General features: G+C 65.4%; 12 protein-coding genes and 1 riboswitch. Of the genes, 7 read left to right on the top strand and 5 right to left on the bottom strand.

The features are described 5' to 3' along the window. The first annotated feature begins 22 nt into the window (after positions 1–22). The 4 genes from AC2TZ7_RS10090 to AC2TZ7_RS10075 all read left to right on the top strand — a co-directional run bounded on the left by AC2TZ7_RS10090 (position 23) and on the right by AC2TZ7_RS10075 (position 4,402). Entirely contained in the window at positions 23–769 is a 747-nt protein-coding gene (locus AC2TZ7_RS10090) for an SDR family NAD(P)-dependent oxidoreductase (protein WP_489864106.1), read from the top strand. 106 nt (positions 770–875) lie between these two features. Beyond that, positions 876–1,649, top strand: coding sequence for a DUF2189 domain-containing protein (locus AC2TZ7_RS10085; protein ID WP_489864105.1), 774 nt, complete (start codon positions 876–878; stop codon positions 1,647–1,649). A 93-nt stretch (positions 1,650–1,742) separates the two neighbouring features. Beyond that, a complete protein-coding gene (locus AC2TZ7_RS10080) occupies positions 1,743–2,978 on the top strand; it encodes a putative DNA modification/repair radical SAM protein (protein WP_489864104.1) in 1,236 nt (411 codons plus the stop codon). Next, entirely contained in the window at positions 2,978–4,402 is a 1,425-nt protein-coding gene (locus tag AC2TZ7_RS10075; protein WP_489864103.1) for a UdgX family uracil-DNA binding protein, read from the top strand. The genes AC2TZ7_RS10080 and AC2TZ7_RS10075 overlap by 1 nt, the downstream gene beginning before the upstream one ends. A 4-nt stretch (positions 4,403–4,406) precedes the next feature. Here AC2TZ7_RS10075 and AC2TZ7_RS10070 read toward each other — a convergent pair whose 3' ends face one another. Continuing rightward, the gene (locus AC2TZ7_RS10070; protein WP_489864102.1) at positions 4,407–5,150 is read right to left on the bottom strand and encodes a cytochrome c biogenesis CcdA family protein; all 744 of its coding nucleotides are present in this window, start codon (positions 5,148–5,150) and stop codon (positions 4,407–4,409) included. A gap of 94 nt (positions 5,151–5,244) precedes the next feature. On the opposite strand from AC2TZ7_RS10070, the gene AC2TZ7_RS10065 reads away from it, so the two are divergent. The 3 genes from AC2TZ7_RS10065 (at position 5,245) to AC2TZ7_RS10055 (ending at position 6,620) form a co-directional block, all read left to right on the top strand. Beyond that, positions 5,245–5,472, top strand: coding sequence for a sulfurtransferase TusA family protein (locus AC2TZ7_RS10065; protein ID WP_083075169.1), 228 nt, complete (start codon positions 5,245–5,247; stop codon positions 5,470–5,472). Further along, a complete protein-coding gene (locus tag AC2TZ7_RS10060) occupies positions 5,472–5,921 on the top strand; it encodes a GNAT family N-acetyltransferase (RefSeq protein ID WP_489864101.1) in 450 nt (149 codons plus the stop codon). Before AC2TZ7_RS10065 ends, AC2TZ7_RS10060 begins: the two co-directional genes overlap by 1 nt. 36 nt (positions 5,922–5,957) lie before the next feature. Beyond that, a riboswitch (FMN riboswitch) is annotated at positions 5,958–6,104 on the top strand. A gap of 81 nt (positions 6,105–6,185) precedes the next feature. Beyond that, complete coding sequence (locus tag AC2TZ7_RS10055) at positions 6,186–6,620, top strand: 6,7-dimethyl-8-ribityllumazine synthase (protein ID WP_489864100.1); 435 nt, start codon at positions 6,186–6,188, stop codon at positions 6,618–6,620. A gap of 72 nt (positions 6,621–6,692) precedes the next feature. On the opposite strand, the gene AC2TZ7_RS10050 is transcribed toward AC2TZ7_RS10055, so the two are convergent. The 4 genes from AC2TZ7_RS10050 to AC2TZ7_RS10035 form a co-directional block, all read right to left on the bottom strand. Then, positions 6,693–9,656: an Rne/Rng family ribonuclease gene (locus tag AC2TZ7_RS10050; protein WP_489864099.1), complete on the bottom strand. Its 2,964-nt coding sequence runs from the start codon at positions 9,654–9,656 to the stop codon at positions 6,693–6,695. A gap of 445 nt (positions 9,657–10,101) precedes the next feature. Continuing rightward, on the bottom strand, positions 10,102–10,602 hold the full coding sequence (locus tag AC2TZ7_RS10045) for a hypothetical protein (protein ID WP_489864098.1): 501 nt from the start codon (positions 10,600–10,602) through the stop codon (positions 10,102–10,104). Beyond that, a complete protein-coding gene (locus AC2TZ7_RS10040) occupies positions 10,599–11,930 on the bottom strand; it encodes a sigma-54-dependent transcriptional regulator (RefSeq protein ID WP_078539470.1) in 1,332 nt (443 codons plus the stop codon). Before AC2TZ7_RS10040 ends, AC2TZ7_RS10045 begins: the two co-directional genes overlap by 4 nt. Positions 11,931–11,933: 3 nt before the next feature. Next, positions 11,934–13,676: an ATP-binding protein gene (locus AC2TZ7_RS10035; protein ID WP_134333011.1), complete on the bottom strand. Its 1,743-nt coding sequence runs from the start codon at positions 13,674–13,676 to the stop codon at positions 11,934–11,936. Positions 13,677–13,698: the final 22 nt, after the last annotated feature.

Below are 13,698 nucleotides of genomic sequence, written 5' to 3'. Positions count from 1 at the left end.
TATCCTCTCCAGTAGCGAGAGGATGAGCACCGTGGACTTCAACGACAAACGCATCTGGATCATGGGCGCGAGCTCGGGCATCGGGCAGGCGCTGGCGCGCGAATTGGCCGCGCGCGGGGCGCGGCTGGTGCTCTCGGCCCGCTCGGTCGAGCCGCTGGACGCGCTAAAGGCGGAGCTCGGTCAGGGCGAGGTCGTGCCCTGCGACGTCTCCGATCCCGAAAGCCTCGACGATGCGCGCGGCGAGATCCTCACCCACGGGCCGCTGGACGCGATGATCATCACCGCGGCGCTCTACGATCCCGGACGCGTCGATGAAATGGAGCGCGATGCGGCGCGCAAGCTGGTGGAGGTGAACCTGCTCGGCACGCTGTGGTTCGCGCAGGCCGCACCGGGATTGCTGCGCGAGGGCGGGCAGCTGGTGATCTTCGGCTCGGTCGCAGGCATCTTCGGGCTGCCGAAGGGGCAGCTCTATTCCGCCTCGAAAGCCGCCGTGATCAACCTCGTCGAGAGCCTGCGCGTGGAATATGCCCCCCAGATCGACGTGCGCCTGATCTCTCCCGGCTTCGTGAAGACTCGCCTGACCGAGAAGAACGATTTCGCCATGCCCTTCGTGATCGAAGCCGATGAAGCCGCCCGCCGCATTGCCGACGGGCTGGCCAAGGACCGCTTCGAGACCCACTTCCCCCGCCGCCTCACATGGCAGCTCAAGCTATTGAAACGACTGCCTTATGCGATCTCTCTGCGACTGACCAAACGGATGGGCGGCTGAGTCTCGCGGCGACGCAGCAAGCAATTCTCTGGACAGATCACGCCCGCGTGACGCAACGTGAAGTTGCGGGCCTTGGGGAGAGGGCCCTCAGTCAGGGAGAAGAAACATGCAAACTGTCGCGTCGCCGCCTTCCGAGGTGCCGCATATCCGCGACCTTCAGGTCTCGGAAATACCAGATATCCTGAAAGCAGGATGGAACGATTTCAAACGCGCCCCGGCCTTCGGGCTGATGTTTTCGGGCTTCTACGTGCTCGGCGGCATCGTGCTCTGGACCGTGTTCGCAGCCCAGGGCGAGGAATGGTGGCTGATCCCCTTCGCGCTCGGCTTTCCGCTGCTCGCGCCCTTCGCGGCGATGGGGCTTTATACCGTCTCGCGCAAGCTGGAGGCGCAGGAGCCGCTGGAATGGCGTGAGGTGATCGCCTGCTGCGTCTCCGAGAAGGACCGCCAGACGCCCTCGATGGCGATGCTGATCCTGATGATGTTCATGTTCTGGGTCTTCGTGGCCCACACGACCTTCGCGCTGTTCATGGGATTGTCGGCCTTCACCAACATCTCCAGCTCGCCCGAGATCCTGTTCACCGGAAACGGGCTGACGATGCTGGCGATCGGCTCCGCGATCGGGGCGGCCTTCGCGGCGATCCTGTTTTCCTTCACCGTGGTCGGACTGCCGCTGATCATGGATCGAGAGATCGACATCATCACCGCCATCCTCACCTCGATGCGGGCGGTCGCGGCCAACCCGGTCTCGATGGCGATCTGGGGCATGGTGATCGCGGCAAGCCTGTTCATCGGGATGCTGCCGGTCTTCCTTGGCCTGTTCATCGTGTTGCCGGTTCTGGGCCATGCCAGCTGGCATATGTATCGCCGCCTGACGGCCTGAAACCGAGGCGACGTTTTCCGGAGGGGCGCGATTTTCGCGCCCCTTTGTCATGGATTTATTGAAAGGCGAAAAATGTGAACATATAGTGAACACATGGCAAGAATGAACCTCGATCAGAAACTGGCGATCCTATCGGATGCGGCGAAATACGATGCCTCCTGCGCGTCGACCGGGGGGCAGCGGCGCGTCTCCAAGGATGGCAAGGGGATCGGCTCGGTCACCGGGTCGGGCATCTGCCACGCCTACACGCCAGACGGGCGTTGCATCAGCCTGCTGAAGATCCTGATGACGAATTTCTGCATCTACGATTGCGCCTATTGCGTGAACCGGGTCAGTTCGAACACCCCTCGCGCGCGGTTCTCGCCCGAGGAGGTCGTGACCCTCACCCTGGAATTCTACCGCCGCAACTATATCGAGGGGCTGTTCCTCTCCTCCGGCATCATCCGCTCGCCCGACGACACGATGACCGACATGGTGCGGATCGCGAAACTCTTGCGGGTGGAGCATAATTTCCGAGGCTATATCCATCTGAAAACCATCCCCGATGCGGCGCCCGAGCTGATCGAAGAAGCGGGGCTTTACGCCGATCGCCTCTCGATCAATGTCGAACTGCCGACCGACCGCGCGGTGCAGGATTACGCCCCCGAGAAGGATCCCGCCCAGATCCGCCGCGCGATGGGCGATGTGCGGCTGTTGCGCGACGCCCGAAAGGAGCGCAGCTTCACCGGCAAGCGCCCCCCGAAATTCGCGCCTGCGGGCCAGTCGACCCAGATGATCGTCGGCGCGGACGGGGCGAATGACACGACGATCCTGAAGACCTCGACGCGGCTCTATTCGAGCTATGCGCTCAAGCGGGTCTATTACTCCGCCTTCTCGCCGATCCCGGACAGTTCCGCCGCCCTGCCGCTGGTCAAGCCGCCCTTGATGCGCGAGCATCGGCTCTATCAGGCGGATTGGCTGCTACGCTTCTACGGCTTCGACGTGGACGAGATTTCGCAAGGCACCACCGATGGCAATCTCGATCTGACGGTCGATCCCAAGCTCGCCTGGGCGCTTGCGAACCGGCATCTGTTTCCGCTCGACGTGAACCGGGCCGAGCGCGAGATGCTGCTGCGTGTGCCGGGGCTGGGGGTGAAGACGGTGGGGCGGGTGCTGGCGACGCGCCGCCACCGGACGCTGCGCTACGAGGATCTGCGGCGGATGGGGGCGAACCTGAAGCAGGCGAAGCCTTTCATCACGCTCTTGGATTGGCATCCACGTGCGCTGACCGATGCGGCAGACCTGCGCGCCCGTTTCGCCCTACCGCCGCAGCAGTTGCGGCTGTTGTGATGCGCACGATCACCCTGCCCGAGATCGGCACGTTCGAGGCGTGGCGAGATGAGGCCCGCGCGGCCTTGGGCGCTGGCATCCCACCCGAGGAGCTTCTCTGGCATCGCGGGGCGGCGGAGGCCGATCTCTTCGCCCAGGACGCCCCTGCCCACACAGGCGGCGCTGTGAGCGTGCCGAAGGGCTTTGTCGAGCTCGCGCGCCTCGTGGTCTGCCATCGCGACCCGGAACGCTTCGCGCGGGCTTACGCGGTGCTCTGGGCGCTACGATCCGACAAGCGCCTGCTGGAGGACCGCGCCGATCCGCGCATCGACCGGCTCAACCGCATGGCCAAGGAGGTCTCGCGCGACCGCCACAAGATGACCGCCTTCGTGCGCTTCCGCGAGATCGGCGATCCGGGCGCGTCCCGCCGCCGCTTCGCCGCGTGGTTCGAGCCCACGCATTACATCTGCGAGCTGACCGCGCCGTTCTTCGTCAAACGCTTCGGCGATATGGACTGGTCGATCTTCACCCCCGATCTGACCGCGCATTTCGAAGCGGGCAAGCTGCGCTTCGACAAGGGTCAGCCGCGCCCCGATCTGCCCGAGGATGCCACTGAGGACCTCTGGCGCACCTATTTCCGCAACATCTTCAACCCGGCGCGACTGAAGGTCGGCGCGATGCAATCCGAGATGCCACGGAAATACTGGCACAACCTGCCCGAGGCCGGGCTGATCCCCGAGATGATCGCCAACGCGCAGGCGCGCGCCGAGGAGATGGCCGCAAACGCGCCTACGCTCGCTCCGGCCCGTGCGGTCAAGATCACCGAGCGGCTGGCGCGCGAGCGCGCCACGCCGCCACCCGTGGGCGACCACGCAGACGTGCTGGCCGGGCTGAACGCCTGCCGCCGCTGCCCGCTTTGGGAGAATGCGACGCAGGCTGTGCCGGGCGAAGGGCCGCTGGATGCGTCTCTGATGATCGTGGGCGAACAGCCGGGCGATTTCGAGGATCTCGAGGGCCGCCCCTTCGTCGGCCCCGCCGGGCAGCTTTTCGACGAGGTGGCGGCGCGGGCGGGCCTCATCCGCGAGCGCACCTTCATCACCAATGCGGTCAAGCATTTCAAGTTCACCCCGCGCGGCAAGCGGCGCATCCATCAGTCTCCCGACCGGCAGGAAATCCATCACTGCCGCTGGTGGCTCGATCAGGAGCGCGCTCTGGTGAAGCCGAAGGCGATCCTTGCGATGGGCGCGACGGCGCTGGAGAGCCTCACGGGCGACCGGCGGGACCTTCTCAAACGGCGCGGCTCGGTGGAGATACTCGAGGACGGCACGCCGATGCTGATCACCGTGCATCCGTCCTACCTGCTGCGCCTGCCCGACATGGAAAAGCCCGCGATGATGCGGGCTTTCGAGGCGGATCTGGCCCGCGCAGTGCAGATGGCGGCGTGAAGCCTCAGCCCAGCCTGGCGAGCGACGGGAAGGTCTCCAGCAGCCAGAAGCTGATCGCCGAGAACGCATTGGTCAGCAGCAGGATCCCGACGACGACCAGAAGCGCGCCCATCGTCTTCTCGATGATCCCCATATAGGCCTTGAGCCGGTTCATCACGCCGATCGCGCGCTGGATGAACAGCGCGGCCAGCAGGAACGGGATGCCCAGCCCCAGCGCATAGACCGCCAGCAGCGCGGTGCCCCGCGCCTGATCGCCGCCCTGAGCGGCCAGCGACAGGATCGCGCCCAGTTGGGGGCCGATGCAGGGCGTCCAGCCGAAGGCGAAAGCAAGGCCCAGAACATAGGCGCCAAGCGAGGAGCCGCCCCGGTCGCCCGCATCCAGCCGCGCCTCGCGGTCGAGGATCGCGATCCGGAAAACCCCAAGGAAATGCAGGCCGAGGATCACGATCACCCCGCCCGCGATCCGTCCGAACAGCACCTGATTGGTCAGGAAGAACCGCCCGAAGGTCGAGGCGGCGAACCCCATGAACAGGAACACCGTCGACAGGCCCAGCACGAAGAACAGCGCCGGGACCACCGCCGAGCGCTTGCCCTCGCGCAGATCGCCCATGCTCACCCCGCCCATATAGGCGAGATAGGGCGGCACGATCGGCAGCACGCAGGGGCTGAGGAATGACAACAGACCCGCAAAGAGCGCCACGAAGGCGGCGGGCAGGAACGCAGCGGAGACGAGATCGATTCCAAACATGTTCCTCCTCTACCCCATTCCTCGCGCGCGGTCACCGGGTCGTGAGATAACAACAGCGTGGACAAATCAGCGCGGGCGCGCGAGAACCTCCGCCATGACGCCCGATATCGAAATCGACGCGAAGGGGCTGCTCTGCCCCCTGCCCGTTCTGCGCCTGCGTAAAGCGCTCGAGTCGGCCGCCCCCGGCGCACTGGTTCAACTGGTCGCGACCGACGGGGCGAGCTGGATCGACGTGCCGCATTTCTGCGCGCAAACCGGGCACGAGCTGGTCGAGGCAGAGGATTGGGAAGGCGTGAAAGTATATCTGGTGCGCAAGAGCTGATGACCGTCACGCTGCGCCCGGCCCGTGACACGGATCGCGACACGATTGCCGATCTCTGGCATCTCAGCGCGAGCCTGCCCGGTGTCGGTCCGCCGGTGATGCCCAGCCGCACCGCCCTGCGCGCCCGCGTAGACGAGGAAATGACTGCTGGCTGGCAGGTGACCCTCGCCGAGGATCAGGGGCGGATCATGGCGTTTCTCGCATTGAAACCGCGCGAGGCGATCCTGGCCGAGCTTTTCGTCCATCCCGACTGGATCGGGCATGGGATCGGCTCGAGGCTCATGGCGCAGGCCAAGGCGGCGCTGTCGGAGGGGTTCCGGCTCTACACGAGCGAGACCAACAGCCGCGCGCAGGCCTTTTACCTGCGTCACGGGATGGAGCGCCTGCAGACCGACACGCATCCGCGCAGCGGGCACGCGATGGTCTGGTATGGCTGGCCCGGCAACTAAGCCCCTTGCCGAGCGCAAAAGCGCGTGCCAATCTCCGGCCATTCTCAGGGCGGGGCGAAATTCCCCACCGGCGGTATGCGGCGAAATCCGCGAGCCCGCGAGCGCCTCGCCGTCGTGCGAGGGTCAGCAGATCAGGTGCGAGGCCTGAGCCGACGGTTACAGTCCGGATGGAAGAGAATATGCAGCCGACCCCGTGCCTTGGCGCGTGGGCGCGGACTGCATGTGATCGCCTTGGGTGACGTGTCGCTATGCAAGGAGATTACGATGACACACACCCGTTACGCTTTTATCAAGGCCAATTGGCACGCCGATATCGTCGACCGTGCGCTCGAGGGGTTTCTCGAAGAGATCCCGGAGGCGCAGGTCGATGTCTTCGACGTGCCCGGCGCGTTCGAGCTGCCGATGAAGGCGCAGGAACTGGCCCGCACGGGCCGCTATGGCGCGATCGCGGCCGCGGCGCTGGTCGTCGATGGCGGGATCTATCGCCATGATTTCGTGGCGCAGGCCGTGGTGAATGGCCTGATGCAGGTGGGGCTGGAGACGGGCGTGCCCGTGCTGTCGGTCTCGCTGACCCCGCATCAGTTCCAGGAGACCGATCACCACCGGGCGATCTTCGGCAGCCATTTCGTCGAGAAGGGCCGCGAGGCGGCGCGGGCGGCGCTGCAACTGACCCGCCCGGCACAGGAACTGGCTGCCTGAGCGCGGCAAACCCAATATGAAAACGAAAAAGGCCGGGCGCTCTGCCCGGCCTTTCTCAAATCTGAAGGTGCCTCAGCGGCTCCACCAGCCCCGTTTCTTGGGCTTGGGCGCCTCTTCGGTCATCGTCTCGCCCTCGGCCTCGGTCTCGGCGAAAGCCGGACCACCGGGCAGTTCGACCGGCGCATCGGGCTGCGGCGTTTCCGGCGGCTGCTCGAACGGGGTTTCCGGTTCGGGCGCGGGCGGCGCTTCCGGCGGCACGTCGACAGGAGTTTCCTGCGGCGCGGGCTCGGGCGTCTCGACCGGTGCGTCGGGCTGCGGCGTCTCCTGCGGCTCGGTGGGCGCGTCGGGCTGCGGGGTTTCCGGCGGCTCGGGCGTGTCGGGCGTCTCTGCGACGGGTTCCTCGACCTTCTTGCGCGAACGGGAGCGACGCTTCGGCTTGGGGGCCTCTTCGGCTGCCTCTGCGGCGTCGGCCTTGACCTCTGCGGCGCTGCCTTCGACGGCGGCTTGCGCATCGGCCTCCGCGTCCACCTTCTTGCGCGACCGCGTGCGACGCTTCGGCTTGGGCGCTTCTTCCTCGGCCTTGGCCTCGGAGCCCTCAGCGGGGGCCTCCGCGGTCTCGGCTTCGGGTTTCGGCTCTTCGACCTTCTTGCGGGCGCGCGAGCGGCGCTTGGGCTTCGGCGCCTCTTCCTCGGGCTGAGCCTCAGTCTTCGCGTCGGTTTGCGCCTCGGTCTTGGCCTCGTCTGCCGGAGCTTCCGCCGCCTGCGCGGGTTCGGCCTTGGCGGGCGCTTCCTGCCCTTCGGACGCCTCAGAAGGCTGCTCCTTGGCGGGCTGGTCGTCCGACGACTGATCGCCGTTCTCCGCGGAGTCGTTATTCTCGCCGTTCTCGCCATTCGACTTCCGGCGACGACGACGACGACGGCGCTTCTTCTTCGGCTGCTCCTCGGCTTCGGTCTCGACCGTCGCGGTCTGCTCCTCGGTCTCGGCTTCAGCTTCGGTCTCCGCCTCGTCCTCCGCGTCGTCGATCTCGGCCATCAGGCTGGCCGACGCCGACACCACGGGGCTGTCCACTTCCGCGACATTGCGCGTCGCGGTCTTGAACTTCTCGATGGTGAAATCGGGCGAGACGAGTTCCGGCGCGGCTTCGATGCGCACGGACATGCCATAGCGCGCCTCGATCACCGCCACATGCTCGCGCTTGGCGTTCATCAGGTAGTTGGCGACCGCGACGGGCGCACGCACCAGAACCTCGCGGGTCCGTTTGCGGGTGCCCTCTTCCTCGATCGCGCGCAGGACGCTCAGCGCGAGGCTGTCATCGGAGCGGATCAGGCCGGTGCCGTGGCAATGGGCGCAGGGCTGCGTCGTGGATTCGATCATGCCCGGACGCAGACGCTGGCGGCTCATCTCGAGCAGGCCGAAGCCGGAGATGCGGCCGACCTGAATGCGCGCGCGGTCGGTCTTGAGACGCTCCTTCATGCGCTTTTCGACGGCGTTGTTGTTCTTACGCTCGTCCATGTCGATGAAGTCGATCACGATCAGACCGGCGAGGTCGCGCAGGCGCAGCTGGCGGGCCACTTCGTCGGCGGCTTCCAGGTTGGTCTTGAGCGCGGTTTCTTCGATCGAGCCTTCCTTGGTCGCCCGACCCGAATTCACGTCGATGGCAACGAGCGCTTCGGTGACGCCGATCACGATGTAGCCGCCGGACTTGAGCTGCACGGTCGGGTTAAACATCGAGGCGAGGTAGCTTTCCACCTGATGGCGCGCAAACAGCGGCAGCGATTCCGAGTAGTGCTTCACGTTCTTGGCGTGGCTCGGCATGATCATCTTCATGAACGCCTTGGCCGCGCGGTAGCCACGCTCGCCCTCGACGAGAACCTCGTCGATATCCTTGTTGTAGAGGTCGCGGATCGACCGCTTGATCAGATCGCCTTCCTCGTAGATCGGCGCCGGCGCGACGGATTTCATCGTCAGGTCGCGGATCTGCTCCCACAGGCGCATCAGGTATTCGTAGTCGCGCTTGATCTCGGTCTTGGTGCGCTGCGCACCCGCCGTGCGCACGATCAGGCCCGCGCCCTTCGGCACGTCCAGCTCGCCTGCGATTTCCTTGAGCTTCTTGCGGTCGGCGGCGTTGGTGATCTTGCGGCTGATGCCACCACCGCGCGCGGTGTTGGGCATGAGCACGCAGTAGCGGCCTGCCAGCGAGAGATAGGTGGTCAGCGCCGCGCCCTTGTTGCCGCGCTCTTCCTTGACGACCTGCACCAGCATGATCTGGCGGACCTTGATCACTTCCTGAATCTTGTAGCGGCGCGGACGCGGCTTGCGGGCCGGACGGATTTCTTCTTCGACATCCTCGTCGGCGACGGACTCGATGCCGCTATCGGCCTCGGCAGCGTCATCGCCCGCGTCGTCGTCATCGTCGTCGGAGTCGTCGCTGTCATCCTCGTCGGAGGCGGTCTCGGCCGCAGCGGCGGGCGTCGAGGCGGCTTCCTGAGCCTGCGCGGGAGCGTCCTCGGCCGGAGCCTCGGTGCTGTCGGTCTGCGCTTCGGCCTTGGTCTCGTCGGCGGGCGCGTCGGCAGTCTCGCCAGAGGTCTCGCCTTCGGCTTCCGGATCGACGACGCCCATGCCCGGGATCTCGTCCGAACTAACAACCGCCTCGTCCTGCTTGGCCTTCTCCGCCTTGTTCGACGACCGGCGCGAGCGGCGGCGGCGCGAAGATTTCGGCTTGTCCTCTTCCGCGGCCGCGGCTTCGGCGAGCTGACGCTCTTCTTCCAGCAGCGCTTCGCGGTCGGCGACCGGGATCTGGTAGTAATCGGGGTGGATTTCCGCGAAGGCGAGGAAGCCGTGCCGGTTTCCGCCATAGTCGACGAAGGCCGCCTGCAGGGACGGTTCGACGCGCGTTACTTTCGCGAGATAGATATTTCCGGCGAGCTGCCGTTTGTTGATGGTCTCAAAGTCGAATTCTTCAACCTTGTTGCCGTCCACCACCACGACGCGGGTCTCTTCCGCGTGGGTGGCATCGATAAGCATCTTCTTTGCCATGTAAATCCAATAGGTCAGCCCTTTGCGACCTGCCCGGGGGCGCGGCGCTGTCTTGGGCTGAAACTGTCCTTGAGGCGAGGGTGCGGACATGCGCGCAGACGGCGGTGGCGTGGAGCCTGCCCGTCCTCATCTGCGATATCCCGTCACGCATCATCGCGGTTCTTTCCAAGGCGCGGTCGGCCTTAGCCGCTTGGCGCCCAATTAACGGCCTCCGTCCCGTCTAATGCGGAAGAGGGAGACAAACTTGCGGCCTTTCGGCCAATCGGTTGAGCCGGGGCCCCTTGCGCATCATCTGCGCCGGATCGGCCAAGGCATCAGCGAATTTCGGTGGCTTCATACTTATGGTGTGAAACCGACTGGTTCTGACCATAGCGGCACAGCCTACGGGAACACAATCGAATTTTCGTAAGGGAAGGGTTAATCACACCCCGGATTCTCGCGATGTTCAGCGATTGGGCAGGCCGTTTCTCGTGCGCTCGCGGCGAATTGCTTCCGCTTGAGCGGGAATTCCGTCGCGCAACCCGTCCAGCCCGCGACGCACCTGCGCGCATTCGGGGCCGTCAGCTTGCGTCATGCGATACGGATCGGGATGCGCCGCGTCATAGGAAAGCACCTCTCCGAGCAACCGATGCACCATTTCGGGATCGCCGAAGGCCCATTCGTTGAGCGGCCGCCCGACCACCTCGGAGAGCGAACCAAACAGTGCCGGATCGCCCGTCGGATCAATCCCCGGATTGGCGGCAAGCAGGCAGCGCCAGTGCAACTGCCCGAGATAGAACAGGAAAACCGCGTCTTCCTTGCGGCCTTGCGAGAAAAGCTGCGAGGCGGTCTCGTAATATTTCGACGGGTGCTGGCCCTGCAATTGCGCGGCCTCCGGCGGCGCGCCCTCCGCCTGCGCCATCAGGGGCGCAAGCGCGAGGGCCGCAGCCAGAAGCCCTGCCCTCACAGATAATCCGCGCGGGCGAGGCCGTATTTGGCCATCTTCTCGTTCAGCGTCCGGCGCGGCAGGCACAGCTCCTCCATCACCGCCGAGATCGAGCCCTTGTGGCGCCGCATCGTATTGTCGATCAGCATCTTCTCGAAGCTCTCGACATATTCCTTGAGCGGCTTGCCCTCGGTGGTGATCGCCGCCGGCCCCGTCTCTTCGTCATCGGTCATCAGAAGCGACGCGATCGAGCCCGAGCCACGGCGCGATTGCAGCACCGCGCGTTCGGCCACATTGATAAGCTGTCGCACATTGCCCGGCCACGGGGCCTGCAGCAGTTGCGCGGCTTCCTGCGCGGTCACCTCCGGCACGTCGCAGCCATATTCGTCGGCGAATTGCTCGGACATGCGGTTGAACAGCGTCAGGATATCCTCGCCGCGCGCCCGCAGCGGCGGCAGGGTGATCTTCAGCGCGGCCAGACGATAGTAGAGATCGGGACGCAGCGCGTCCTCGACCGTCTTGCCTTCGCCATGCGTGTTGCAGATCGCAACGATGCGCGTCTCCGCAGGTGCGCCCTGATCGTTGATGAATTGCAAGAGCCGCGCCTGCAGCGACTGGCTCAGCGCCTCGACATCCTCAAGGCAGAGCGTGCCGCCGCGCGCTTCTTCCATCAGCGGCAGACCGCCCTCTTCGACCGGACCGAACAGCTTGGCCGAGAGCGCCTCTTCGGTCAGCGCGGCGCAGCTGACCACAACGAATTTCTTGCCCGCGCGCGGGCCCGTCGCGTGCAGCGCATGGGCTACCAGCGTTTTGCCGGTGCCGGTCTCGCCGTCGATCAGAACGTGACCATCCGCCTGAGACAGATCGAGAATATCTTCGCGCAGACGCTCCATCGGCTCGGAGGTGCCGATCAGCTTGCCCATCACCTTCTCGCCCTCGGCCAGATCGCGGCGCAGCGCGCGGTTGTCGAGCGTCGTGCGCCGCGCCTGCGTGGCGCGCTTTGCCAGCTCGGTCATCCGATCCGGCGAGAACGGCTTTTCCATGAAGTCCATCGCGCCGAGGCGCATCGCCTCGACCGCCATCGGCACATCGCCGTGGCCGGTGATCATGATGACCGGCAGACCGCTATCGATGCCCATCAGCCGCTTGAGAAAGGCCATCCCGTCCATGCCGGGCATCCGGATGTCGGTGATGACCACGCCCGGCCAATCGGGGCCGATCACTTTCAGCGCGTCTTCGGCGCTGGCATAGGTCTCGGCGTCGAAGCCCGACAGCGCCAGCCACTGGCTGACGGATTGCCGCATATCTTCCTCGTCATCGACGATCGCTACCTTCATTAGTCTTGCCATGTCTTACTCCGCGGCCTTTATGGCCCTGTTCTTGTCCGCCAGGAGGGGCAGCTGCACTTCAAAGACGGCTCCCCCGCTTTCGGAATTATGGGCGGTCAGGCGACCCCCGAAATCACTGATGATGGAGGACGAGATCGCGAGGCCCAGCCCCGTCCCTTCCCCCGGCTTCTTCGTGGTCCAGAACGGCTCGAACAGCTTGTCGAGATCCGAAATTCCGGGACCGTTATCACGCACGCTCAGCACGGCCGTCTCACCCGAGGTAAGCAACAACTCCACTTGCGGTTCCTCCACCGACTTGGTGGCGTCGAGTGCATTTCGCAACAGGTTGATGATCACCTGCTCCAGCCGGATGCGGTCTGCCATCACCATGACAGGGCTGCGCGGCATGGTGCGCGAGATGTGCAATTTGCGAATTTTCAGCTGCGGCTCCATCATCGAGAGCGCTTCCGACAGCGCCACCCGCAGGTCCACCGGCTCGAACGCCTCGCCGCCCTTGCGGGCATAGGATTTGAGCTGCCGCGTGATCGCGCCCATGCGGCCGATCAGGTCGTCGATGCGCTGGAAGGACGACAGCGCCTCCTCGACCCGGGCGCGCTGCAGCAGGAGTTTCGCGCCGGCCAGATAGGTCTTCATCGCGGCCAAGGGCTGGTTCAATTCGTGGCTCACCGCCGCCGACATCTCGCCCAGAGCCGCAAGTTTCGAGCTTTGCGCGATCGTCTGCTCGGCCACGGCCAGATCCTGCTGCGCCTTCTCGCGCTCGGCGATCTCGCGGCTCAACCGGGTGTTGAGCTGGCGCAACTCCGCCGATTCCGCGCGCAACTCCTGACTTTGCCGCCGTGCGCGCCGCGACAGCGCGTAGAAGACCAGCGCCAGCAGGATCGCGAAACCCATGATCTCGAGCGCAAGCACCGCATTCACCCGCTCGCGCACGGAATCGTAGCTGGTAAAGGCGATCATCTTCCAGCCGCGGAAGGGAATCCGCGCCTCGGTGCGCATCACCGCGCGGCCCTTGAGATAGGCGTCGGGCGCGTCATTGGCCCAGTCCGCAGTCGCCTGCAGCGCGCGCTCGATCGCGGAAGGGGCCGAGCGCGCAGCCAGCGCCTCCGACATCGTCACCCCGCGCCAGCGCGGCTCGGTCGTAAGGATGATCTTGCCCTCGCTGTCGACCACGGCCAGCGCATCGGAAATCCCGGCCCAGGCGCGTTCGAATTTCGACAGATCCGCCTCGACCACGATCACGCCGACGGGCTTGTTGTTCTGGATGACGGCCCGCGAATAATCGAACTCGGTGCCGCCCGCCTCGGGCTCGTTGAGCGAGAAGATCGTCCCGCGCGAGCGGGTCGCATCGACGAAGAAGGGCGCATTCGGGAAGGGCGTGCCGATCTGCGTGCGATTGGTCGACGCCACCACCCGGCCCTGCATGTCCAACAGCCGGATCGAGGCCACCGCGACCTCTTTCTTGGCCGTGATAAGCTGCGCCGAAGCGGTGGAATAATCCGTGGTATCAAGGGCTTGCGTCAGCTCCGGATCGCGCGCGAGCAACAGCGGCACAACGGATGTCCGCTGCAGCTCCGACATGATGTTGCCGGTGTAAAGCGCAAGCCGCAGCTCGGTGCGCACGCGCGTCGTCTCGGTGAAACGCTGGGTCAGCCATTGGTTGGTGATCCACATCACCGTCCCCGCCAGCGCGAGGATCAGCACCACAGCGACGCGCAGCAGCCAACGGGCGCGTGGCGAGCGTGCCATCACGCCGAGCCCGCCCTCATTC

It is taken from the genome of Thioclava sp. ISO4, from assembly GCF_058105145.1.
This window is presented reverse-complemented; position numbering and strand designations above follow the sequence as displayed.

Excerpts from the sequence above, each read along its gene's own strand:
- AC2TZ7_RS10090 (WP_489864106.1), top strand. The coding sequence starts at position 23 with ATGAGCACCGTGGACTTCAACGACAAACGCATCTGGATCATGGGCGCG.
- AC2TZ7_RS10085 (WP_489864105.1), top strand. The coding sequence starts at position 876 with ATGCAAACTGTCGCGTCGCCGCCTTCCGAGGTGCCGCATATCCGCGAC.
- AC2TZ7_RS10080 (WP_489864104.1), top strand. The coding sequence starts at position 1,743 with ATGGCAAGAATGAACCTCGATCAGAAACTGGCGATCCTATCGGATGCG.
- AC2TZ7_RS10075 (WP_489864103.1), top strand. The coding sequence starts at position 2,978 with ATGCGCACGATCACCCTGCCCGAGATCGGCACGTTCGAGGCGTGGCGA.
- AC2TZ7_RS10070 (WP_489864102.1), bottom strand. The coding sequence starts at position 5,150 with ATGTTTGGAATCGATCTCGTCTCCGCTGCGTTCCTGCCCGCCGCCTTC.
- AC2TZ7_RS10065 (WP_083075169.1), top strand. The coding sequence starts at position 5,245 with ATGACGCCCGATATCGAAATCGACGCGAAGGGGCTGCTCTGCCCCCTG.
- AC2TZ7_RS10060 (WP_489864101.1), top strand. The coding sequence starts at position 5,472 with ATGACCGTCACGCTGCGCCCGGCCCGTGACACGGATCGCGACACGATT.
- AC2TZ7_RS10055 (WP_489864100.1), top strand. The coding sequence starts at position 6,186 with ATGACACACACCCGTTACGCTTTTATCAAGGCCAATTGGCACGCCGAT.
- AC2TZ7_RS10050 (WP_489864099.1), bottom strand. The coding sequence starts at position 9,656 with ATGGCAAAGAAGATGCTTATCGATGCCACCCACGCGGAAGAGACCCGC.
- AC2TZ7_RS10040 (WP_078539470.1), bottom strand. The coding sequence starts at position 11,930 with ATGGCAAGACTAATGAAGGTAGCGATCGTCGATGACGAGGAAGATATG.
- AC2TZ7_RS10035 (WP_134333011.1), bottom strand. The coding sequence starts at position 13,676 with ATGGCACGCTCGCCACGCGCCCGTTGGCTGCTGCGCGTCGCTGTGGTG.